Annotated in this window: 20 protein-coding genes and 1 pseudogene; 17 read left to right on the forward strand and 4 right to left on the reverse strand. The window is 49.1% G+C overall.

Annotation, left to right across the window (positions count from 1 at the left end):
- Nucleotides 1-261 precede the first annotated feature (261 nt).
- From LOK74_RS04280 to LOK74_RS24205, 14 genes are all read left to right on the forward strand, one after another.
- Complete coding sequence (locus tag LOK74_RS04280; RefSeq protein ID WP_230045358.1) at nucleotides 262-2,031, forward strand: nitrilase-related carbon-nitrogen hydrolase; 1,770 nt, start codon at nucleotides 262-264, stop codon at nucleotides 2,029-2,031.
- 33 nt (nucleotides 2,032-2,064) lie between these two features.
- Entirely contained in the window at nucleotides 2,065-4,176 is a 2,112-nt protein-coding gene (locus tag LOK74_RS04285; RefSeq protein WP_230045359.1) for a sensor histidine kinase, read from the forward strand.
- Nucleotides 4,177-5,541 carry a sigma-54-dependent transcriptional regulator gene (locus tag LOK74_RS04290; RefSeq protein ID WP_230045360.1) on the forward strand — a complete coding sequence of 455 codons (1,365 nt, stop codon included), beginning with the start codon at nucleotides 4,177-4,179 and terminating at the stop codon, nucleotides 5,539-5,541.
- Between the two features lie 211 nt (nucleotides 5,542-5,752).
- On the forward strand, nucleotides 5,753-6,367 hold the full coding sequence (locus LOK74_RS04295) for an ABC transporter permease (RefSeq protein WP_230046904.1): 615 nt from the start codon (nucleotides 5,753-5,755) through the stop codon (nucleotides 6,365-6,367).
- A gap of 16 nt (nucleotides 6,368-6,383) precedes the next feature.
- Nucleotides 6,384-7,388: an ABC transporter ATP-binding protein gene (locus LOK74_RS04300; RefSeq protein ID WP_230045361.1), complete on the forward strand. Its 1,005-nt coding sequence runs from the start codon at nucleotides 6,384-6,386 to the stop codon at nucleotides 7,386-7,388.
- 12 nt (nucleotides 7,389-7,400) lie between these two features.
- The gene (locus tag LOK74_RS04305) at nucleotides 7,401-8,138 is read left to right on the forward strand and encodes an ABC transporter permease (RefSeq protein ID WP_230045362.1); all 738 of its coding nucleotides are present in this window, start codon (nucleotides 7,401-7,403) and stop codon (nucleotides 8,136-8,138) included.
- 23 nt (nucleotides 8,139-8,161) lie between these two features.
- Nucleotides 8,162-9,115, forward strand: coding sequence for a glycine betaine ABC transporter substrate-binding protein (locus LOK74_RS04310; RefSeq protein WP_230045363.1), 954 nt, complete (start codon nucleotides 8,162-8,164; stop codon nucleotides 9,113-9,115).
- Between the two features lie 58 nt (nucleotides 9,116-9,173).
- A complete protein-coding gene (locus tag LOK74_RS04315) occupies nucleotides 9,174-10,493 on the forward strand; it encodes an MmgE/PrpD family protein (RefSeq protein ID WP_230045364.1) in 1,320 nt (439 codons plus the stop codon).
- 103 nt (nucleotides 10,494-10,596) lie between these two features.
- Nucleotides 10,597-11,484, forward strand: coding sequence for an alpha/beta hydrolase (locus LOK74_RS04320; RefSeq protein WP_230045365.1), 888 nt, complete (start codon nucleotides 10,597-10,599; stop codon nucleotides 11,482-11,484).
- A gap of 82 nt (nucleotides 11,485-11,566) precedes the next feature.
- Nucleotides 11,567-13,282, forward strand: a complete 1,716-nt coding sequence (locus LOK74_RS04325; protein WP_230045366.1) for a methyl-accepting chemotaxis protein — start codon at nucleotides 11,567-11,569, stop codon at nucleotides 13,280-13,282.
- 133 nt (nucleotides 13,283-13,415) lie between these two features.
- Entirely contained in the window at nucleotides 13,416-14,294 is an 879-nt protein-coding gene (locus LOK74_RS04330; protein ID WP_230045367.1) for a DUF6282 family protein, read from the forward strand.
- Nucleotides 14,295-14,315: 21 nt separating this feature from the next.
- The gene (locus tag LOK74_RS04335) at nucleotides 14,316-15,725 is read left to right on the forward strand and encodes an FAD-binding oxidoreductase (protein ID WP_230045368.1); all 1,410 of its coding nucleotides are present in this window, start codon (nucleotides 14,316-14,318) and stop codon (nucleotides 15,723-15,725) included.
- Nucleotides 15,722-16,351 (forward strand): 4Fe-4S dicluster domain-containing protein, encoded by a 630-nt coding sequence (locus LOK74_RS24200; RefSeq protein ID WP_338148644.1) that lies wholly within the window; start codon nucleotides 15,722-15,724, stop codon nucleotides 16,349-16,351. The genes LOK74_RS04335 and LOK74_RS24200 overlap by 4 nt, the downstream gene beginning before the upstream one ends.
- A complete protein-coding gene (locus LOK74_RS24205) occupies nucleotides 16,351-17,046 on the forward strand; it encodes a (Fe-S)-binding protein (protein WP_338148645.1) in 696 nt (231 codons plus the stop codon). The genes LOK74_RS24200 and LOK74_RS24205 overlap by 1 nt, the downstream gene beginning before the upstream one ends.
- Nucleotides 17,047-17,174: 128 nt before the next feature.
- On the opposite strand, the gene LOK74_RS04345 is transcribed toward LOK74_RS24205, so the two are convergent.
- The 3 genes from LOK74_RS04345 to LOK74_RS04355 all read right to left on the reverse strand — a co-directional run bounded on the left by LOK74_RS04345 (nucleotide 17,175) and on the right by LOK74_RS04355 (nucleotide 19,030).
- On the reverse strand, nucleotides 17,175-17,336 hold the full coding sequence (locus LOK74_RS04345) for a hypothetical protein (protein WP_230045369.1): 162 nt from the start codon (nucleotides 17,334-17,336) through the stop codon (nucleotides 17,175-17,177).
- A gap of 60 nt (nucleotides 17,337-17,396) precedes the next feature.
- Nucleotides 17,397-18,191: a CPBP family intramembrane glutamic endopeptidase gene (locus tag LOK74_RS04350; RefSeq protein WP_230045370.1), complete on the reverse strand. Its 795-nt coding sequence runs from the start codon at nucleotides 18,189-18,191 to the stop codon at nucleotides 17,397-17,399.
- 320 nt (nucleotides 18,192-18,511) lie between these two features.
- Complete coding sequence (locus tag LOK74_RS04355) at nucleotides 18,512-19,030, reverse strand: DJ-1/PfpI family protein (RefSeq protein ID WP_230045371.1); 519 nt, start codon at nucleotides 19,028-19,030, stop codon at nucleotides 18,512-18,514.
- A 137-nt stretch (nucleotides 19,031-19,167) separates the two neighbouring features.
- Here LOK74_RS04355 and LOK74_RS04360 point away from each other — a divergent pair, with 137 nt between their 5' ends.
- On the forward strand, nucleotides 19,168-19,545 hold the full coding sequence (locus LOK74_RS04360) for a winged helix-turn-helix transcriptional regulator (protein WP_230045372.1): 378 nt from the start codon (nucleotides 19,168-19,170) through the stop codon (nucleotides 19,543-19,545).
- 235 nt (nucleotides 19,546-19,780) lie between these two features.
- Here the strand turns inward: LOK74_RS04360 and LOK74_RS04365 are convergent, their stop codons facing one another.
- Complete coding sequence (locus LOK74_RS04365) at nucleotides 19,781-20,755, reverse strand: GntR family transcriptional regulator (protein WP_230045373.1); 975 nt, start codon at nucleotides 20,753-20,755, stop codon at nucleotides 19,781-19,783.
- A gap of 303 nt (nucleotides 20,756-21,058) precedes the next feature.
- On the opposite strand from LOK74_RS04365, the pseudogene LOK74_RS04370 reads away from it, so the two are divergent.
- Both LOK74_RS04370 and LOK74_RS04375 read left to right on the forward strand, forming a co-directional pair.
- Nucleotides 21,059-21,583 (forward strand): annotated as a pseudogene (locus LOK74_RS04370) (HPP family protein); the annotation flags it as partial.
- A gap of 156 nt (nucleotides 21,584-21,739) precedes the next feature.
- Entirely contained in the window at nucleotides 21,740-22,000 is a 261-nt protein-coding gene (locus LOK74_RS04375) for a metal-sensitive transcriptional regulator (RefSeq protein WP_230045374.1), read from the forward strand.
- Nucleotides 22,001-22,020: the final 20 nt, after the last annotated feature.

Raw genomic sequence — 22,020 nt, forward strand, 5'->3', positions numbered from 1 at the left:
GAGGAAGGATTCTTGCTAACTGAAACAAGAAGTGCCTAGCTAAAGGACTCAATAGATTTCTCTCCAGAGGGGCGTCCGAACGCGAATTCGGGCGCTTTTTCTTTATGATCACGGGCAACAGGTCGGAATCGCTTTTTGCTGAGAAGCTGCCGGTACGTAATCGGGCTGCGTCTATCTCAGTCTCACTGGCTCTGCCGGATTGGCAAACGAATTGCATAAATCAACGCATAGGACATTGGAGTAGCAGGAAAGGGTGACGATATGAAAACGGCAATACCAATCTCACAACCATTTACAGCGGCATGCATTCAATTTAATCCGATCCATAAAGAAAGGGATCGAAATATCCGTGCACTGCTAGAGGTCACTCGAGAAGCAGCAGAAAATGGTGCCAAACTGATCGTGACGCCCGAGATGGCGACGACTGGGTATCATTACGAGAGCAGAGAGGCAATCGCCCCTTTGGTCGATACGATTCCTGGTTATACCACGCGCCGATTTGAAGCACTGTGCAGTCGATACGGTGTATATGTGGTGATCGGCATGCCGGAAGTGGATCAGGAAACGGGACTCTATTATAATGCAGCCGCTCTGATTGGTCCCGATGGGTATGTTGGAAAATACCGCAAAGTTCATTTGTGGGAAGCCGAAGAGCATTGGTCCGCATGGGGTGATCTCGGTATACCCGTATTTGCGACGGAACTGGGCAATATCGCCGTCAACATCTGCATGGATTCCATCTTTTTCGAATCAGCCCGCCTGGCAGCTTTGCAAGGGGCTGACATCCTTGTTTTTCCGACCAATTCAACGGCGCAATCGGTCTTCATGCTGCAGGAACGGGCAGAGACAAATGGACTCTATATCGTCAGTGCGAACCGCACTAATACGGAGCTTGGCTACCATATGATTGGGGCGAGCGCCATCTGGTCACCGCGAGGAGAAAAACTGGCAGAAGCGGAATTCTTGCCGACAACAGCAGAGGACAGGAACGAGCCGTCCATCCTATACGGTTTGATAGATCCAGCCCTGTATCAGAATGAAGCGAAGGCTCGCCTACAGGAGAGAAGACCGGAGCTGTACAAGGAGTTAATGCTGTACAAGGCGCCATGGGATTTTCACAAAAGTGATGAATCGAAACATCTGACAGTGGCCGCTGTCCAATACGAGCCGGTGATCGGTGACAAACAGGCCAATCTCGCGCAGATTGAGCGTCTGATCCGATTCGCCTCGACGAAAGCGGCCGCACAATCCAGCAAACTTAATCTGGTCGTACTGCCGGAACTCTCTGTTACCGGACCCGCTGACCGACTGTCTCCCAATCAATGTGCTTCATTATCGGAAACATCCAGTGGAACTTCCGTCTCATTCGTGGGACAATTAGCAATACAGTATCAGGTTTCAATTGTGATGGGCTTCATTGAGTGTGATGACAGCTGCTTGTACAATACGGCGGTGCTGATCGGCCCTGATGGGCAAGTAGAGGGCAAATATAGACAAACCCATCTGCGGCCCGCGGACAAACGATGGGCCACTGCAGGAGAGAAGATACCTGTCTTTCACTCCAAGAGCCTGGGCCGGATTGGCCTGATGATCGGGTACGATGCTATGTTCCCGGAGGTGGTCGGTGTGCTTGCGGTTGGCAGAGCCGATTTGATTGCCATCCCTTCCAGTTGGAGTAATCTGCCTTTCACTGAGGTTGCGATCAACCGGCAGATACCTGCTAATCCCTTCCCGCAAGGTTCGATCGCCAATTGGGCTGCAATCGCCATCGGAGCGCAAGCCTATACGATTGTAGCCAGCTTTGTTGCAACAGGGCGGGATTGCCGGGGCAGAAGCGGAGTGTATACGCTGGACCCACTGTACGGATTGGATCAGCCGGTGCTGGCCTCTTCCAGGGAGGAAGAGGTAGTCGTGGCGAACATCACCACCCTCCAACAGCACTGGTGGTTTCACCAAGAGAGACTGATCACGGCGAGAAGAACGGGAGCGTACAAAAGGCTCGTTTGCCGCCATACCGAAACATCAGGATGAATACTGTTATTCTCGAAGGTAGGTGATCAGGTTATGCTGCATGCTTGGCAATCAAAAATCACCAAAAGATACCTGCTCCTCACAGTAGTCGTAATCTTGATAGCGCTTACGATGCTTTATATGCTTACAGTAAGAGTGATGGATGTTTCCGTTCAGGAACAGATCGAACACAGAGATGACCTGATCGCCAGAACACTGAGCAAGCGAATCGGTTTTCTGCTGGAAAAAATGATCGATGACATGCGAGTCGCTTCCAACTACATCGCTACCTCGTCCAAAGAGGACAAGCAGTTTTACTTGTCAGAAATGCAGCGGTTAGTCTCCCGGGATCCTCTATACTTGTTCATCCAGGCGTTTGATCAAGATGGCAACGTGTTGGTGCAGATCCCTGACGTATCTTTCCCTTCTCCTGTGGACATGGAGCCTATCTATACCCGGCTGAGTTGGAGTAAAACGTATTACACTTCCGATATGATCATTCTTCCGGACGGCAGAAAAACCATTGCGGTGGCGTACCCCTCCCTTGACCGGGATGGCAGGTTCCTGGGAGGAATGATTGGATATCTCAACCTGAACACCATCTCTGATTATTTACGAGAACTGCGGATCGGGCAGGAAGGAATCAATGCGATGATTGACCGGGATGGGTGGGTGCTAGCACACAGTGGCCATCCAGGGAGCATCGCCAATACCATCGCCAACCATCCCGTCGGCCAGTTTTTGCGCAAAGAGAGATACGGTTTATGGGAAGGCGAATTGTTTGACCAGAAGATGATCGTTGCTTATCGTCCCTTGACAAGAGGGGGGTTGGGTCTGATCGTAGGAGAGCCATTGCATCAATCGATGGAACCCTCTTACCATGTGATGATCGTGCTGTTTCAAGGATTTCTGGTCGTGTTGTTGATTGCCATCGGACTCAGTCTGTTTGGCACCTCCAGGATTGTCAAGCCGATTCTGGATTTGACCACACAGGTAAAAGAGTATAAGGAGAATAGACGGAAGAGGTTCCGTCCGATCCTCACCAACGATGAACTGCAAGATCTTTCTTTGGTTATGGGACAAATGGCGAAAGAGTTGACTGACAAGGAACGAAGGATGTTCTATATTCTCGAATCGATTCCATACGGGATTATTACGACAGATAAAAACGGACGCATCACAACATTTAACAAGGGTGCCGAAGCGCTAACCCTGTTCAAGCGAGAGGAAGTGGTGGGCAAATCCATCATTGACCTCCCCCTCAAAGAGAACAAAGAGGAGTATGTCGCGTGGAGGACGCTGCAGGAAGGGAAAGCGTTTGATGAGATCGAGAGTTATATTCTCGACAGAGAGGGAAACAAGCATGATGTGAGAATGTATTCCTCGCTGTTTCCGGGGGAAGAAAACGAGATTATCGGGGCCATTACGGTGATCCGTGATGTTAGTGAGATGAAGGTTTTGGAGGAGTATGCCAAACAAAACGAACGGCTGGCATCACTTGGTCAGCTAACCGCTGGGATTGCTCACGAAATCAAAAATCCGCTCAGCATTATCCTGGCTGCTGCGGAGGCAATCAAGCTGGAATGCAGCGATCAGCAAGCAGAACATACGCTGGTGGCCGAATTGACGGACGATATTATGGACTCTGCCGAGAGAATGAATCAACTGCTCGCCGATTTCTTAAAGCTGTCAAAGAATGAAACCGATTTCAAGAAGGAGCCGGTCCAGTTGACGGATGTGTTGGACGAGCTGCTTCATCTACTCCGCAAAAAGTTCAATGATCAGGGAATTACCGTCGTTCGCCGTTATGCAGCGGATACCGCCACGATCTATGGTGACAGGAATCGTTTGACGCAGGTTTTTCTCAACATTCTGTTAAACAGCATTCAGGCTATGGAGTCCGATGGAACGCTTACCATTCAGACCAGAGACGCCGGCCAACATTGGGAAGTGGTGATTGAGGACAGCGGAAAGGGGATTCCTGCATCCAAACTGCCCTGGATCTTCAACCCCTTCTTTTCCGCAAAACGAGAGGGTACTGGCCTGGGATTGTCCATCGCTCATGAAATCGTTCTCCAGCACGATGGGAAGCTATACGCCACGAGTGAGGAAGGGAAAGGAACCTGTATGTATGTCCAGATCCCCAAGGCGGAGGTGAGCATGTAGATGAAAAGTATCTTATTCATCGATGATGAAAGCAAGCTGCTGCGAATCTTGCAATCTGCCTTCGAAAAGAAGGGCTACCGCGTCTATACCGCACACAATGGAAATGAGGCAAGCAAGCAGATCAGCGCTAATCCCATTGATATTATCTTTTTAGATTTAATGCTTCCTGATACGACAGGCTTGGAACTGCTGCAAGAATTTCTCCCGCTTTATCCGCAGAAAGTGTTTATCCTGATGACCGCCTACGGGGATGTGGAAAGTGCCGTTACCGCGATGAAAGCGGGGGCGTTTGATTATATTGTCAAGCCAGCCAAAATGGATGTGATCGAGATTGCGATCAAGAGGGCCAGTGAATGGCTGGAGATGAAGTATGAGAACCAGTTGCTGAAGGAGAAGTTGGAAAACACAGCATCAGCCTATGAGATGGTCAGCTTTAGTCCTGTGATGAAACGGATCTTGCAAATCGTCGAGCGGGTGGCGAACACGGATGCAACGGTGCTGCTGCATGGGGAAAGCGGGACGGGCAAGAGTATGTTAGCCCGTATCATCCACAATCTTAGTGCAAGAAACAAGGAACCCTTTGTTTCGATAAACTGTGCCGCCATTCCTGAACAACTGTTGGAGAGCGAGTTGTTTGGGTATGAAAAGGGGGCGTTTACCGGGGCAAACACAAGCCGCCAAGGCAAGTTTGAGGCAGCGAATGGCGGGACGATCTTTTTGGATGAGATCGGAGACATATCGGCATCGCTGCAGGCAAAACTGTTGCAGGTGACACAGGAGAAAACGTTTATGCGCTTGGGCAGCAACATACCCAAACAAGTAGATGTGCGCATTATTTCCGCCACCAATCGGGATCTGAAAAAAATGGTGGAGCAAGGGACGTTCCGGGAGGATTTGTATTACCGTCTAAACATTGTGGATCTGTTTATTCCGCCGCTAAGAGAGAGAAGGGACGATATTCCGTTTTTTGTCGAACAATTTTTGGAGAAGCAGAGAAAGAGGTACGCCAAGCGTTATGAAATCTCTCCTGAGTTGATGAATGTGCTGATGGAATACGATTGGCCGGGAAACGTGCGCGAATTGGAAAACGCATTGGAAAGAGCCGTTGTACTGTGTAGCGGTGAAAAACTCTCTATCGACGATTTTCCGCGGGAGATCAAAGAGGTGAAGCACGAACCGGACGATCAGCGCGACTACACCTACGACCCGGGCAGATCATTACCGGAACAACTGGATGAGATTGAGAAACGATTTATCCAGCAGGCACTGGCGCAAACGAATGGTCAGGCCGCCTCGGCAGCCAGACTGTTGGGGATTTCTCGTCAAAGCCTTCTCTATAAAATGAACAAATATTTCATGACATAAACAGGAGCGGACCCATGCTCCTGTTTTGTTGTAAAAATCTCTTTACGATTTGTAAAAAAATTTTGCGAAAACAACCGGGCTGAGACGGTTCAATTGCGTTTTCCTGTTTGGCACGATGATTGCAAATACATGTTCAGTACATACGGGTTAACGGGAAAAGGGGGGAATCGTGTTGGAAGTTATCCTGTTTTTTCAAGAGAATTTCCGGGAAATGCTGCAATTGACCTGGGAGCATATCCAATTGGTTGGCTTAGCTGTCGGTGTTGCCATCCTGACAGGTGTGCCGTTCGGGATTTATATCGCGCAAAGAGAGAGTTTGGCCAACCTTGTCTTGGCAGTAGCAGGAATCATCATGACCATACCCAGTATTGCCCTGTTTGGCATCATGATTCCAATCTTGTCCACGATTGGACAGGGAATCGGATTTCTGCCTGCGTTTCTCGCGCTGGTACTCTACTCACAGCTGCCGATCATCCGCAATACGTACATCGCGATAAAAAACGTGAATCCGGATATGCGCGATGCAGCCGTTGGCATGGGGATGACCACATGGGAACGTCTGAGGAAGGTAGAGATTCCGTTGGCGATGCCGGTGATTATGGCAGGGGTCCGAACAGCAGTTGTGTTAACCATCGGGATCGGAGCAATTGCGGCTTACATTGGAGCCGGCGGGCTTGGAGAATACATTGCAAGAGGTATCTCGACGAGCTACACAACGATGGTACAAGCGGGAGCGATTGCCGTTTCAGTCCTGGCATTGATGATCGACTATATACTGGGGCGAGTTCAGAAAAGACTCTCTCCGCAGATGACGAAATCAGCATGAAAGCAGGTGAGATGAATTGATCCGATTTCAAGATGTCACGAAAATTTATGAAAGCGGAAACAAAACAGTCAAAGCGGTTGATCAGATCACCTTTGAGGTGGCGGAAGGTCAGATCTGTGTTTTTTTAGGACCGTCCGGATGCGGCAAAACGACCTTGCTGCGAATGGTGAATCGATTGATTCCGATTACCAGCGGTACCATCGAGGTGAACGGAAGCGAGATCCATTCCTTCGATCCGATTGCGTTAAGACGGTCCATCGGATACGTGATCCAGCAGACCGGATTGTTTCCCAATATGACCATCGAAGAAAACATCTGTGTCGTCCCTAACCTGTTGGGCTGGGACCGGGTGAAAATGAAAAAACGGTATGACGAATTGATGGAGATGATGGGATTAAACCCCGATGAGTTCCGAAAACGGTATCCGTGGGAACTGTCTGGTGGACAGCAGCAGCGGATTGGCGTGGCCAGAGCGTTGGCTGCAGATCCTCCGGTGATGTTGATGGATGAGCCGTTTGGAGCACTTGATCCGATCATCCGCGAGCGCATTCAGAATGAATTTTTGCGCATTCAAAACGATGTAAGGAAAACGATCCTGTTTGTCAGCCACGATATTGATGAAGCGATAAAACTGGGCGACACGATTGCGATTTTCCGGTCAGGAGAATTGATGCAGCACGGAACGCCCGACGAGATTTTGTCCAATCCGCAGAACGAGTTTGTCACAGAATTCGTCGGCAGTGAACGGGCATTGAAACGTTTGACGTTATTGACCATGAGAGATCTGGTTGGCAGGTTGAACTTTACAGATCGGAAACGGGCAAACAATCGAGAGCTTCGTGATTATTCGGTAGATATGGATACCAATCTACGTACAGCACTTTCTGTGCTCCTGTCTTCACCTACTGGAGAAGCGGCGGTTGTCGATGACAACGGTCATATAACCGGGGTGGTCAGCATCGCTGATTTGGAAACGTTGATAGGCATCCACCCTTCCGAACGGAAATCGGCGGTTCAATAGGAGGTAGTTGTGATGCGGGGCAAGAACGTTGAGAGATTGATCCGCGCTTTACTGATCGTGGTCGTGATCGGATTTCTTGTATGGGCATTCATCTCTGGAGCGTTTCAGTTTATCATGGACAATCCGGATGATTTGGCGTATCTACTCCAGCAGCATCTGAAGCTGGTTGGGCTATCTTCTCTGCTCGCCGTGATTGTAGCAGTACCGGTCGGCATCCTGGTGACACGTCCCAGATTAAAAAAATACGATTGGATTGCGATCAATGTGGCCAACATCGGGCAGACGGTTCCCAGTCTGGCGATACTCGCGCTGGTGATGACCTATTTGGGAATCGGTTACTTTACTGCCGTCTTCGCGCTATGGCTGTACTCTCTGCTGCCGATCTTGCGAAATACGATCGCTGGCATTGAGAGCATTAATAAATCGATCATTGACGCTGGACAAGGGATGGGGATGACGGGGGCGCAAATTCTTTGGAAACTGGAGATTCCCAATTCGTTATTTGCCATCTTGGCGGGCATCCGCACTGCCATCGTGATCAATGTAGGCACTGCTGCATTAGCATTCTTGATTGGAGGAGGTGGTCTGGGAGATTTGATCTTTACAGGCATTTCTCTGTACGATACAGGGATTATGCTATCGGGTGCACTGCCCGTTACCTTGCTGGCCATTACACTTGATTTCGTTTTGGGAAAATTGGAGAAATGGATCATTCCAAAAGGGTTGCAACGAAATCTGGAATCCTTGTAGTCAAACAGAAAGGGGTCATTCAGATGAACAGACGGTTTACAAAAAAGGCAATCATTTCATTGCTGCTCTCACTCATGATGATAGGAATGGCTGCTTGTGGACAGGAACAAGCAGGGGGCGATCAACAGAATCAAGCCGGTGGAAACGAAGCGAAGGGAACGATTACGGTCGGCGGCAAAGACTTTACGGAACAGCATCTCTTGTCGAAGATCACAGCGATCTACCTGAAAGAAAAAGGATATAACGTGGAAGAGGCGAGCAATATGGGAAGCAGTGTCGTACGCTCTGCTCTCGAAAACGGCCAGATCGATCTCTATTGGGAGTACACCGGAACAGCGCTTGTCATCTATCAGAAGCAGGCTGTGGAGACAGATCCAGTCAAAGCGTATGAAAAAGTAAAAGAAAAGGATAAAGAGAATAAGCTGGCATGGCTCAACAAGGCTAATTTCAACAACACGTACGCGATTTTGATGAGCCAAGACAAATCGGACGAACTGGGAATCAAAAGCATCTCCGACCTTGCCAAATACGTGAAATCAGATCCGTCTGCATTGAAGTTCGCATCCAACGCCGAATTTTATGCTCGTGAAGACGGCATCAAAGGCCTTGAAAAACATTATGGATTCCAATTCCCGACGGAAAACGTAGTGAAGATGGACTCGGGATTGCTCTACAACGCGTTAAAGGAAAAGCAAGTGGATGTCTCAGTAGGATTTGCCACAGACGGACGAATCAAAGGTTTTAATCTGGTTGCGTTAGAAGATGATAAATTCTTCTTCCCAGCCTATAACGGCGCCCCAGTGGTAAGACAAGAGGTTCTGGACAAGTATCCGGAATTGGCTGACCTCTTGAATCAAATTGCGGATAAATTGGATACGGAAACGATGATGAAGCTGAACTACACTGTTGACGTAGAACACAAAGACGTTGCCGAAGTTGCGAGAGAGTGGCTCACTTCTCAGCAGTTGATCAAGTAAAACCGTAATGACCGGCAATGGTCTGCACCAAAAAAGGATCAGACAGGATGGTTCGCAGATGAAGAACTATGTTCAAAACGAATCGATTGAGCAGTGTGACGAACTCGTCGTCCGTGCTCTCAAGGAAGCGCTTGCCGATATTATCGCGTGTACCATCGCCGGCGTCCAAACTGAGGTTGCCCGGATTGCTCACACATTCGCGGTACAGCAGTGGGGGAAAGGCAAGAGTTCCATTTTCCTGTCGCCCCATACCCTGCAGGCGACAGGAGCCACATTGGTAAACGCCACCATGGCGAATGCACTTGACATGGATGACGGACATCGACTAGTAAAAGGGCACCCTGGCGCGGTGGTATTTCCGGCGGTTTTAGCGGCAGCAGAGGAACACGAAACAACAGGAAAGGAATTCCTCACCGCCCTGCTCATCAGTTATGAAGTGGCGATTCGGGCGGGGATGCTGGCTCATCAGCTGCGGCCCGAATATCACTGCACTGGCTCATGGGGAGCAATCGGCGCGGCAGCCGGCGTGTCGAGGATCTTGGGGGCATCAGCTGAGCAGCTTGAGCATGCACTGGGCATCGCCGAATATCATTCTACTTATTCGCCGATGATGCGATGCATCGACCACCCCTCTATGTTGAAAGACGGGATCAGTTGGGGGAGCATGACCGGGATTAGCTCAGCCTATCTAGCCAAGCAAGGATTTACGGGAATTCCTTCGCTTTTTCACACGGCAGAGGCAGCAGAACTGGTTGAGGAGTTGGGCAAACACTATCGTCTGCAGCAGTTGTACTTCAAGCCGTATGCATGCTGTCGATGGGCGCAGGCCGCTGTAGAGGGAGTGAAAGATCTTGTCGAGCGTCACCAGTTCTCTCACTCGATGATCGAGAAAATCACCATCCATACGTTTCAAGAGTCGGCGCAATTGTTAAAGAGTGCTCCTTCAAACACAGAAGAGGCTCAGTACAACTTATACTTTCCGGTGGCAGCTTACCTCGTCTTTGGTGAGGTAGGGCCTCGTCAGGTTTTATCCGAGTTGGCAAACCATGATGTGCATAAGCTGATGACCCGAATGGAAACATACATCGATCCCCAACTAGATGAAGCGTTCCCGGAAAAAGCACTCTGTCAGGTTGAGATCCATCTGTCAGATGGCAATCGCTGTCTCTCTCCAACCATGCAGGCCAAAGGCGACTTTGACTTTCCCCTAACCAGCGAGGAGAAAAGGGACAAGTTTTTCTGGTTGACCGAGCCTATCCTCGGGAGAGCCGAGAGTGGGGAACTGTTTGAGCGGATCCAACAGATTGACCAACTGGACAATATCAGATTGCTGACAGCAGGGATTGCTAAAACGAATTCATATTGGTCAGGGACGTAGGACGACCAGGCAGGGGCCGAAAAGTGAGATTGGCACAGAAGTTGCTAAGTGAAAAAATTAGTTGTATTTGAACATATAACGATCCGCAGGGAGGACGAACGAGATGCAAATGCGCTCCATTCATTTCTACAGCGAAGGTTTTAAACTGGACGGTACCGTCTATTTGCCGGACGATTATAAACCGGGTGAAAAAAGGCCAGCGATCATTCCCAATTCGGGGTACCAGGGATTTAACGAATTCTACCCTCGCCTGTTTGCCAAAAATCTAACAGAAGCCGGATATGTCTGCCTCGGGTTTGATTATCGCGGATTTGCCCAGAGTGAAGGGGAAAAGGGCAGAGTGATTCTGGATGAACAGGTGGAAGACATCAAAAACGCGATTACCTTCCTGCAAGTTCAGGAGGAGGTAGACCCGGAGCAAATCGGATTGATTGGTTGGGGCATGGGGGCTTCTAACGTTGTTCGGGTCGCCGCTGCTGACAAGCGGGTAAAAGCCGTGGCTGCACTCAATGGATTCTTTGACGGGGAGAGATGGCTCCGATCGATTCATTCTTACGTCGATTGGCACAATATTGTGCAGATGATCGAAGAGGACAGGATTCATCGGGTGACAACCGGGAAATCACAGTTGGCTGATCCGTTTATCCACTATCCGCTCGATCCGGCGACAGACGACTACGTGCAGAAAGAACTGGCCATTCTGTCACCGTTTGGCAAACAAACGCAGCTGCAATTTACGGAGTCGATTGCGACGATGAACGCAGAGAAAGTGGTAGCTGACATTTCCCCACGCCCGCTGTTCGTCGCCCATGGAAAAGATAATTTGCTTCACCCACTAAACGAGTCACTCGCTTTATACGAAGCTGCGCAGGAGCCGAAGCAATTGTACCTGATCGAAGGCAAACACAATGATTTCATGTATCACGAACACCCTGTATTCCAGGCATTGATCGCACAATTGAAACAGTTCTTTCATCAGCATCTGGGATAAAAGAAAATAAGCAGCGTTTCTCGCTGCTTATTTTTTAAACGTAGGACAATATTTGGTTGTGACAAAGAGGGCTGATCAATCCATGAAAACCAGACACCTCGGCTTGAACAAGAAAATAGGGATCTTATCGCTGATCATTTTGTTCGGCTTTGCGAGTGTGATCTCGTTAGTCATATACATGGTACACCGGGTATCCCTGGCAGACGGGCAGATAGCCAATCATCATCTGCTGATTCTCCATGCGCGGGAAATTCAGAAGAGCATGTTGGAAGCGAGGATGGATGAGGTTCGACTATTATGGGAAAAGGACCTGGCATACAAAAAAGAAGCGGAACAAAAAATGGTCACGATTTCGCTTACATTAGACAAGATCATCAAATCAACGGAAAACCAAGAGATCCTTACTCACATTCAAAACGTGAAAGACTTATCTTTTGAATACACGTTGACATTAAACGAAGTCGCCGATCAGTTGGAGCAACAAAAGCAGCTCTCTTCTGCTGAGGCCAATGTTGTAGAAGATTTTAATCGAATCTCTGGCAGCATCCAACATGAAATCACAGAGATTATGTACATGGTTGAGCAACTCGTGCAACAGGGTATGGCAGAAAAAGAAAACATGCTGAACGAAATCAGCTTGACAATTATTTCGGTTTCGCTCGGCATCAGTGTTCTGTCGATGGTAACGATGGTTATTATGATTCGGCAATCGATTCTGAATCCCGTCAACAAGTTAGGTTCTGCCGTACATCATATGGCAATGGGCGATTTCACCTATCGCGTCAGCAGAAAAAAGAAACGGTTCAAAGATGAAATCGACGATATGTTGGATCAATTCGAACGAATGCAGCATCATTTGGCCGATATGCTAGGAAACATCCTTGCCTTTTCCAAAGAAGTGGCCCACTTTTCCGAGCATTTACTGCTCAACGCCGGGCAGGTAAGTCGATCAGCAGAAGAGATTGCGTCCTCCTGCCTGGAGATGTCTGCATCTATGGGGCAGCAAGCAACTAGGATTGAAAAGAACGTGGTCAATGTGGAACAACTGTCAAAACGAATGGATGATATGGAAAGCGGGACATCTGCTGTTTCTCTCGCTTCCCGGACAGCTGTGCAAGCGGTGAATCAGGGAGAGTCCAAGATCCGAGATTTGATCGATCAGATGAAAAAGATCGAACAAACGATATGGGAAATGGTTCAGAGGGTGGAGTTGTTTCATCAGTCTTCTCAAGAGATTGAGGGCATCGTTCAAATCATGAGCGAGATGAGCGATCAGACGCAATTGCTGGCTCTGAATGCGGCGATTGAATCGGCTAGAGTAGGGGACGCGGGGAAAGGATTTGCCGTCGTAGCGGAGGAAATCGGCAAGTTGGCTGCAGGCTCCAAGCAGTCCTCGGCGAGAATTCGTGAATTGATTGGTCAGATACGGCAGAACTCGGTGCAGATCTATCAGCAGATGAACGTGAGCAAAGATGAAGTGATCAGCGGCGTCGATCAGGCAGAGCAGACCGAGAGAACATTCCGGATGATTACGGAGAGCTTCGCTGTCGTCTTCCGACAGATACAAGTTATGGAGGAAGCAGTGAAGAACATACATGTTTTTAGTCAAGACGTATATCAATCATCTGAGCAGATGTGGAAGGAGTTGCAGGGAATCAACGAAGGGCTGGAGAACATATCGGCTGGTTCCGAAGAACAAACCGCATCCACACAGGAGATGACTGCCTCATTGGAGAAGTTGACAATGGAAGCGAAGCGGTTGTACGAGTCGGTCCAACGGTTTAAGCTCCAGAAGTAACTATTTTTTGTCCCTGCGTAAAAAATTTTACCCGTTCTCTTTGCACAGAAAGGGGGAGTCACTCCTGCTGTTTGGCATGGCTCCTGCTTATGTTGGATGTTTATGCAATGATTCGTTTTGAGAGGGGAAAACCATGAGTCTATTCCATCCGTTGCTTCAGGGAGCGATTGAACTACACTGTCACAGTTATCCTAGTCTGTTCCCGAGAAAACAAACAGACTGGGAGTTAATCGAAGATGTCAAAGCGGCCGGAATGGCTGGAGTTGTCCTAAAAGCACATGAAGCGCAGACAGTAGATCGCGCCAACTTGATTCGTATGAAAGAGCCCGACTTGCACGTCTACGGGGGGCTTGTCTGCAATCATTTTACTGGCGGTCTCTCTCCAACAGCCGTAGACGCAGCAATCCGCCTGGGGGCAAAGATCATTTGGATGCCGACGTTTTCTTCCAAAGAGCACCAATGCCACTTCGGCAAAAAGCAGACGCGTTTTTTCAACAGTGAACGGCCGCTGCTGCATCCCGATCATGGTCTGGAAATCTGGGATGAGCATCACAACATTCTGCCTAACGTGCATGAAATCCTTGCCCTGATCGGGGAAGCAAATATTATACTGGCGACAGGTCATTTGCATGCTGATGAAGTGATGGTGCTGGTGGAAGCGGCAAAACAGCATAAAATCGAAAAGATCCTGATCCAACACGCAGATCTCGGGATTGCCCCGATACCGCTTGAGCTGCAGAAAGAGCTGGCTCGAAAAGGTGCCATACTGGAAAAATGTTATCTCGCCTGCTCAGCTGATTTTCAGGATCTAACTGTGGAAGAAATGGCGGAAAGCATTGAACAGATTGGGGCAGATGCCTGCGCCCTGGTCACAGACTACGGACAGGTTCACAATATTCCTCCTGTTGAAGCATTGAGCCAGTTTGTCACGCAGATGCTGGCTTGCGGGATTTCTGAGTCCGATATCGAAAAAATGGTGGTACGGAATCCAAAAACGCTCCTGGGACTGTAGATCGAAGCAAAGGAGTGAGAGATGATGGAACAACATGTGCTTGATGAAATCCGCAAAATCATACCGGAAGAACGGATCCTGCTTGACTTGCCTGATCGGTACTCCTACAGCTACGATGCTTCCTTTGGCCAGTATCTGCCTGATGTGGTGATCGCGCCTGACGATGCCCAGGAAATCAGTCAGCTCGTCAAGCTGGCCAACAAATACCATATCCCGCTGTATCCGCGCGGAGCAGCCACGTCGCTAAGCGGTGGTCCGCTTCCGGTGGAAGGCGGAATGGTGCTGGACATGTCGAGGTTAAATCGTACATTAGTCATTGACCGGGAAAATTTATTGGCGATTGTCTCACCGGGCGTGATAACGGCTGATATCCACAAGAAAGCGGAAGAAGTAGGGTTATTTTATCCTCCTGATCCCAGCAGCTCGCATGTCTCAACGATTGGCGGCAACCTGATGGAAAATTCGAGCGGACCCAAGGGACTGAAGTACGGAACGACCAAAGAATATGTGATTGGGCTGGAGGTCGTTACGCCTACAGGTGACATCATACGTACCGGGGGCAAAACGGTTAAAAATGTTACAGGGTATGATTTGACCCGATTAATCGTTGGTTCCGAAGGTACACTCGGTATTATCACCGAGGCGATTTTGCGCTTGATCCCCAAGCCGCAAGCGAGAAAAACGCTGTTGGCCGCATTTAACCGGTTGGAGGCTTCTGGTCATGCGATTACCAAGATTTTGTCATCCGGCATCTTGCCGGCAGCGATGGAATTGATGGATAACGCTTGTATTCGCTCTGTGGAGCATTACTCCCCTTGTGGACTTCCCATTGATGCGGAGGCGCTCATCATCATCGAAGTGGACGGCCATCCCAAAGCGGTTGAAGAAGAGATCGTCAAATGTGCCGCTCTCTGTGAGGAGCAGGGCGCCGTTAGCGTACGCGTAGCCCAGAACGAAGCAGAGCGTCAGGAAATCTGGAAGGCAAGAAAAATGGTATCCCCAGCCATTACCCAAATGGGGCCGACCAAAATTTCCGAGGATGCAACAGTCCCACGCAGTCAAATCCCGGCGATGATGAAGCGGCTACAGAAGATACGTGAGAAATATCAGTTGAATCTGGTCGTGTTCGGCCACGCCGGGGACGGCAACCTGCATCCCAATATCATTACGGATAAACGGAACATAGAGGAGATGAAGCGGGCAGAGGATGCTGTGAGCGAAATTTTTGAGGCCGCTGTCTCCCTCGGTGGGACGCTTTCCGGCGAGCACGGCATCGGGACGATGAAGGCCCCCTACATGGAGATGGAGCTTGGAGAAGTTGGCCTGATGATGATGAAAAAAATCAAGCAGGCGTGGGACCCGAACAATATTTTGAATCCAGGCAAGATCTTTCCCAAACCGGGGCAGACGAAGGTGGTGTTAACCGAATGAGTCGACCTGTTGGAGGGGGAACCCATTCGCAAAAATTGTTCGATCTGGCACATGACGCCACCAACCAGTGCGTCCAATGCGGTTACTGTCTGCCTGCTTGCCCGACGTATGAATCGATGGGGAAAGAGACAGCTTCTCCGCGCGGCAGAATCAACTTGGTAAAGATGGCGGCAGAAGGAAAAATGGATGTGCAGCAAGACTTGGCCAAGCCGATCGATTTATGCCTGGGCTGCAGAGCCTGTGAGGTGGCTTGTCCCGTTGGTGTGCCATATGGTCACATCCTGGAGGCGGCAAAAGAGGTAATCGCCGATGCGGACTCGAGCCAGCCATCTACAGGACTTCGCGGCAAACTAAAAACGATGATTCTTTCTCATCTCTTTCCATACCCGAGGAGGCTGCGAGCCTTGGGCAATCTCGTCTGGCTGTACCAGAAGCTCGGGTTCGACAAACTGGCGCGCAAAACACGGTTGACCCAACTGTTCCCCGAGCCCCTCGGCCAGTTTGAAAAAGTGCTTCCACCCTTGGAGTCCCCTGCCAAGCGAAACAAGTGGGGCACAATCATTCCCGCCAAGGGTGAGAAAAAAGCGAGAGTAGCTTTTTTTCCGGCTGTATCATGGACGCGATGATGCACCAGACCAATCGCTACTCGATTGAACTGCTCTCGCTGATCGGATGTGAAGTGATTATTCCAGAAGGGCAGAACTGCTGTGGCGCGCTCCACGCGCACCAGGGATTGACGGATCAGGCGAAGGAACTGGCCAAGGCAAATATAGAGGCTTTTGTACAACTGGGAGCCGACTACTACATTAACAACGCCGGTGGTTGTGGTGCGATCCTGCGAGAGTACGATCACCTATTGGCCGACGAAGCGGAATGGGCAGAGCGAGCCAAGGAATTCGTCGCCAAGTCAAGAGATATTACCGAGGTGCTTGTCGAGTACGGTCCGCTGCCTTTCAGCAAGCCATGGGAGGGGATCATTACCTACCAGGACTCCTGCCACTTGCGCAATGTCCAAGGTGTCGTAAAGCCCCCCCGTCAGCTTTTGCAATCCATACCGGGTGCAAGCTATGTGGAACTTGAGGGCAGTGAGAGCTGTTGCGCTTCTGGGGGTATCTATAACCTGCTGCACTTTGAAGAGTCGATGAAAATTCTTGACGCCAAAATGGATAATGTGCGAGATACAAAAGCGACGACCATCGTCACGACCAATCCGGGTTGTTTGCTTCAGATGAAGTTGGGGGTTGAAAGAGAGGAACGATCAGAAAATCTGAGAGCGCTTCATATCGTCGAAGTATTGGCCGAGGCTTGTGGAATCAGATAACGTATTTATCGATACCCAGCCAGGAGTCTTGATGCTTCCGTATCAAAACCTACAAATCGTCCAGGTTATAGATATAAGGCTGCCTACGGTGAGGCAGCCCTTTTTTTTCAAAGAGAGGGGGGGAAATGTTATTTGCGCTTGGCACTTGCGATAGCGAAATTTGTTGCTACACCAATCAAAAAAACACCGATCAGCCACTTGATGGAGGCATGATGTTGGTCGCCAACAGCAGTAAGGATCGTACTTGCCCCCATTAACAGGAATAAAACGGCCAGGTGTCTAGGTTCCATCTTTCCCACCTCGGATTTGAGAGATACGCGTCATGTAGGTGCTGGGGACTGCAACGCTTCTTAGATGAAATGAACGAAAACAGCATGCAGACACAAATCAGCCACCATGTGTGATAGGATGGCATACTCCAGGCCTTTTTTCCAAAATAAATACCCGAAAAAAATTCCCAAAAGACTGTTCAGGACGATGCCGCGGGCGACAAGGAGAGGTGTAAGCTCCCCAAAAGCTTGCTCGGTAGCGGGAAGATGCAACAAGCCAAAAATCGTTGCGGCCGTTACGATGGCAACCCAGTAGTAGACCGAAGGGATCATCCCCGTATGATGGCGGTGAAATAGTTTGATGAGGACCCATGCGATGAGGGTCATGAGAAACAAACGGACTTGGACCTCCTCCACTACCCCGCCATAAAAGATCGTTAATACTCCTTTCCACCACTCTGCAGGTTCTTGCATTACCTCAGGTACCGCCATAAAAGGCAAAAACAGATAACGATCCAACAGCATGATGAGTAGCGAGCCGATGATCGCTCCCATCGCGCCGATTACAGCCCAGGAAATGGAGAATCGAGGGGGAGCTTGATCCTGATTTCGATACAGCAAACGATGGAGAAGGGGTGCTTTGAGTCCGATCTGCTGCCCTAGTCTGAGTCCGATCCATGCCAGGATAAAAGAGAGGATGGCTACCTGCAGCCCGCCTAACGAGGCAATGGCGGCAAGCGGCAGACCCGTTTGTTCCATCATCTCATTGACAGATATGCCAAGCAGGTCATCGATAATGAAATAGATGGTAAAACCGCCGACAAAACTTAAACATCCGAGTAAAAAGGCGACTCTTAGTTGCTTGGCCCTGTCCATCTGACGTTCTCTCCTTTGACTTGGTTTTCTTTGGTCTGCAAGGATTTCCACTTTTTATGTTCCTCCTGCGTTCGGATGCAGAAATAATAAGTACAGCGATCCACACCCAAATATTATTATTACTAATAATGATAATAATAGCTCGCTGTTTATTCGTCAATACAGAAGCATAGTTTGATGATCGGAACCATCGAAGGGCTGATCTTTCCCGGATTCAGTCCAGTTAGAACCGTTGCATACATGAGGAAGGGCTGGGTCATTTCACCCAGCCCTCTACTGCTAATGATACAGACACGCTGCAATGTTGTGTAATGGAGTGGTTAACGCAAAGCTTGAACCAAGCTTTCCCCAAAATCTTTGGCTCCGTCTGGACCATTGCTCGTGATAATATCTTTATGAGCAACGACGTTTTCTACTACGTATTCTACGTCGTTGGCTTTCAATTCGTTAATCATCACGTCTACCGGGTAGCATGTTGCTTTCCGTCCAGAGAGCAGGCCTGTTTTGGCCACAACCACAGAGCCGGCGCAAATCCCGGATACGAGAACGTTTTGGGTGTGGGCTTGTTTCAAGAAGTCGAGCAGTTCTTGATTGCCCCATAAGTGATCAATTGTACCAGATCCCCCGATGACACCAACAACATCATACACATCAGGCGACTCCGTAGAAAAGATCGTCTCAACATTCGTCTTTCCGTTATTGTCGCCTGTCACTTCACCGACGGCTGTACTTGCAATCGTAACGGCAACCCCTGCGTTTTCCAAGGCTGCTTTGGGCTGGAACAATTCATCCTCATTAAATCGATCTGGTGGTATAATAAACAGAGCTTTCTTAGTCATGATGTTTTACCTCCTCGATATTCCATCCTGTCTTGTCGACATAAGCAATTGTATCGTGAGCTTTCTTTACCGTGAAGAATGCACTTTTTTGTAAGGAGGTAACCCGAAAGTAACTAACAAAGAAGGAGTTCATTTCGATGACGGATGCATTGCGAGAGGAAATCAAAGAAAAAATCGTAAATGGAGATTATCATTGTGAGAAAGAACTAACGTTGTCTATCATTAGCGGCAAGTGGAAAATCGTGATTATTTGGCATCTAGGTGTAGAAGGACCGCATCGGTTCAGTGATCTCCAACGATTATTTCCTAAAATATCCCATAAGGTGCTGTCCAATCAACTGCGAGAACTTGAAGAAGATGGCATTATCTATAGAAAAGTGTATCCGGAAGTTCCTCCCAGGGTTGAGTACTCTATGACGGAACTGGGTATGACGCTTCTCCCTATTGTTCAAATGATGTACGAATGGGGAAAGAAGCGAATCGAACAGTTTAAAAAGGAGAATGGACACCAGTAATGGATGTATACAGGCCCCGGCTAACGGGTGACACGAATGGGAAGGCATATCCATCACCTGTGGAAGATCTTGCCGTATCGATTTCCGTTGATCTCAGCGGCAGGAAGCACGCCGGCCATGCTCTGGACGTCAATCCCCCCTGATCGTGTATAGAATGTGAAGCAAAGCTAAAGACGTATAGGAGAAGAAAAGCCACCGATCACTGTGAGTGAAGCTGGTGGCTTTTTGGTCGTTGCTATCCGTTGTTATTCATGTGGGAGAGATTCTTCAACAGATTTTCGCTGCTTTTTTCCAGAGAAAGAGGGAACAGCTTTACTTTATTGGGGGCTATGTTTTTCATCTCATGGTATACAGCCGAGGAGGCATACACTTGATCGGCCTCATCCAATGCTTGCCGGAGATCTCTTTTGTTGTCAGCGCCGACAGGGAAACTCTCAATATGCTGAATGCCGGCATCTTTTACACGCTGCAGCATCCATTGGCCGCCTTGTTTGCCAAGACAGACAAAGGCAACGCGACTTCCCGCATCCATTCTGGCAATATCCAGCAAGGGGGCCATGTCCGCCGTTGCGCCAATCGTGAACAATGGCTTTGCTTTGGCGGAAAGCAGCGCTTTCACTTCATCGTCGTGATTAAGCGTGGTCACCACAACGTCAGACTGTGTTAATGCTTCCTCAAGCAACACGTTGCCGCTCACAAGGTCTTCCAGAAACAGCGGGCGAACCTCTGCATGGGTGCAGCGCTCCACCTCACGTTTGTAGAAGAGATGATCGTGCTCCCGACATTCGATAAACAAGATTCGTGTCTTGTGGACCGCTGCGTTGTTATGCAGCTGTACGAATGCGCAGCTGGCGTAAACCAACTCATACAGGTCGAGCCCTTGTTCCTCTGCTGCCGTAAACATGCTCTCCAAAAGAGCATGCATCGCGGTTCTCGTTTTCTTCAACGCTTCAATGATCGGTCCATCGACCACCTGTGTCCCGCGTCCTTTTTGAATGGCAACAATGCCTTCGTCACGCAATTGGGTGTAAACGAGGTTTACGGTATTGCGGTTTACTTTTAATCTATCAGCAAGCTGGCTGGCTGGTGGCAGAAGCTCTCCTGGCTTGATGGCGCCAATTCCAATCATCCATTTCAGCTGTTCCTTGATTTGTGTATTTAAGCTAAAGGTAAAGCTGGGATCAGTTTGCAGGACAACTCCTTTTTCCATCATCCCACCTCCATACCTAGAGTAATAGGTTTGTATATATTATACACCTACACATCTCATTGCAAAAGTCAAAATGATCATCTTTCCTTCGCGCTACTTGACAACCACGATGTCTCTTTCTCCCTAGAAGAAAAATAAGTGTTTGAAAAAGTGTTGACAGCTGAACTTTCACTAGGATATTATCATAAACAACCAAATAACCATATACCTAGTTATTCGGTTAAATAGTTCAGTTCGTCAATCAGTTGAATGTCCAACCACAACGGACCCAACAGTTCATGTTGCCCAAAAGGAGAGAGGAAGATGAGCGTGAGGGAGATGCTTTACACGTACTTTGCAAAAATGCGCGGAATAGGCAGCAGCCCGTTACAGGTTGTTCCCAAAACAGCATTCATTGGGCTGCTGGGTGGATTTATCTCGATAGGCATTTTGGCATATCTGACTGTCCAAACCACGAGCGTGTGGCTGATGGCTCCATTCGGAGCAAGCTGTGTGCTGGCATTTGGCGTCTGGGATGCTCCCTTGTCTCAACCGCGCAACATTGTAGGGGGGCATCTCATCTCCACTGCGGTAGGGATCGCCATGTATCACCTGTTTGGAAATGAGGTTTGGGTGGTGGCGCTAGGGGTTGGGCTGGCCATCGCGCTGATGCATCTCACGCGTACGACACATCCTCCTGCCGGAGCAGACCCGATCGTGGTCATCCTTGCAGGGAGTACCTGGTCTTTCCTGATCATGCCTGTATTGGTCGGTTCACTTGTGATCGTTCTTACCGCTCTGGTGGTGAACAACCTGGACAGGGAGAGACAGTATCCCAAGTTTTGGCTGTATGCCAACTTTTGCAAGAGGATAAGAAGGGTTGCCGGACAGGCATGTGGCAATCCTGCGAGTAGGATTGCCACTTTCTTTGTTGCTCATTTTCAGTTAGGTTGGTACATTATATATACTCAACAAGAGAGCTTGTAGAAGAAAGGAGAAAAGCACATGAATTACGGTGATCACATAAAAAATCGTCTGAAACGCGTTGAAGGACAAGTCCGAGGAGTGCTTGGCATGATTGAGGCGGATAAAGATTGCAAGGATGTCGTAGGCCAACTGGCAGCTATCCGTTCAGCTATCGACAAGACCATTGCGGTCATTGTTGCTGAGAACTTGGCCACCTGTATTCGCGACGAGATCGAACAGGGGGGGAATGCGGATCAAATTGTGCAGGAAGCCATTTACTTACTGGTAAAAAGCAGATAAGGAAGGCACTACGCGATATC

The organism is Brevibacillus humidisoli, assembly GCF_020923435.1.
Taxonomy (GTDB): Bacteria; Bacillota; Bacilli; order Brevibacillales; family Brevibacillaceae; genus Brevibacillus_E; species Brevibacillus_E humidisoli.

Bases quoted from the DNA above. Each gene is read 5' to 3' on its own strand.
- LOK74_RS04280 (WP_230045358.1), top strand. From the start codon at position 262: ATGAAAACGGCAATACCAATCTCACAACCATTTACAGCGGCATGCATT.
- LOK74_RS04285 (WP_230045359.1), top strand. From the start codon at position 2,065: ATGCTGCATGCTTGGCAATCAAAAATCACCAAAAGATACCTGCTCCTC.
- LOK74_RS04290 (WP_230045360.1), top strand. From the start codon at position 4,177: ATGAAAAGTATCTTATTCATCGATGATGAAAGCAAGCTGCTGCGAATC.
- LOK74_RS04295 (WP_230046904.1), top strand. From the start codon at position 5,753: ATGCTGCAATTGACCTGGGAGCATATCCAATTGGTTGGCTTAGCTGTC.
- LOK74_RS04305 (WP_230045362.1), top strand. From the start codon at position 7,401: ATGCGGGGCAAGAACGTTGAGAGATTGATCCGCGCTTTACTGATCGTG.
- LOK74_RS04310 (WP_230045363.1), top strand. From the start codon at position 8,162: ATGAACAGACGGTTTACAAAAAAGGCAATCATTTCATTGCTGCTCTCA.
- LOK74_RS04315 (WP_230045364.1), top strand. From the start codon at position 9,174: ATGAAGAACTATGTTCAAAACGAATCGATTGAGCAGTGTGACGAACTC.
- LOK74_RS04320 (WP_230045365.1), top strand. From the start codon at position 10,597: ATGCAAATGCGCTCCATTCATTTCTACAGCGAAGGTTTTAAACTGGAC.
- LOK74_RS04325 (WP_230045366.1), top strand. From the start codon at position 11,567: ATGAAAACCAGACACCTCGGCTTGAACAAGAAAATAGGGATCTTATCG.
- LOK74_RS04330 (WP_230045367.1), top strand. From the start codon at position 13,416: ATGAGTCTATTCCATCCGTTGCTTCAGGGAGCGATTGAACTACACTGT.
- LOK74_RS04335 (WP_230045368.1), top strand. From the start codon at position 14,316: ATGATGGAACAACATGTGCTTGATGAAATCCGCAAAATCATACCGGAA.
- LOK74_RS24200 (WP_338148644.1), top strand. From the start codon at position 15,722: ATGAGTCGACCTGTTGGAGGGGGAACCCATTCGCAAAAATTGTTCGAT.
- LOK74_RS24205 (WP_338148645.1), top strand. From the start codon at position 16,351: ATGCACCAGACCAATCGCTACTCGATTGAACTGCTCTCGCTGATCGGA.
- LOK74_RS04345 (WP_230045369.1), bottom strand. From the start codon at position 17,336: ATGGAACCTAGACACCTGGCCGTTTTATTCCTGTTAATGGGGGCAAGT.
- LOK74_RS04350 (WP_230045370.1), bottom strand. From the start codon at position 18,191: ATGGACAGGGCCAAGCAACTAAGAGTCGCCTTTTTACTCGGATGTTTA.
- LOK74_RS04355 (WP_230045371.1), bottom strand. From the start codon at position 19,030: ATGACTAAGAAAGCTCTGTTTATTATACCACCAGATCGATTTAATGAG.
- LOK74_RS04360 (WP_230045372.1), top strand. From the start codon at position 19,168: ATGACGGATGCATTGCGAGAGGAAATCAAAGAAAAAATCGTAAATGGA.
- LOK74_RS04365 (WP_230045373.1), bottom strand. From the start codon at position 20,755: ATGGAAAAAGGAGTTGTCCTGCAAACTGATCCCAGCTTTACCTTTAGC.
- LOK74_RS04375 (WP_230045374.1), top strand. From the start codon at position 21,740: ATGAATTACGGTGATCACATAAAAAATCGTCTGAAACGCGTTGAAGGA.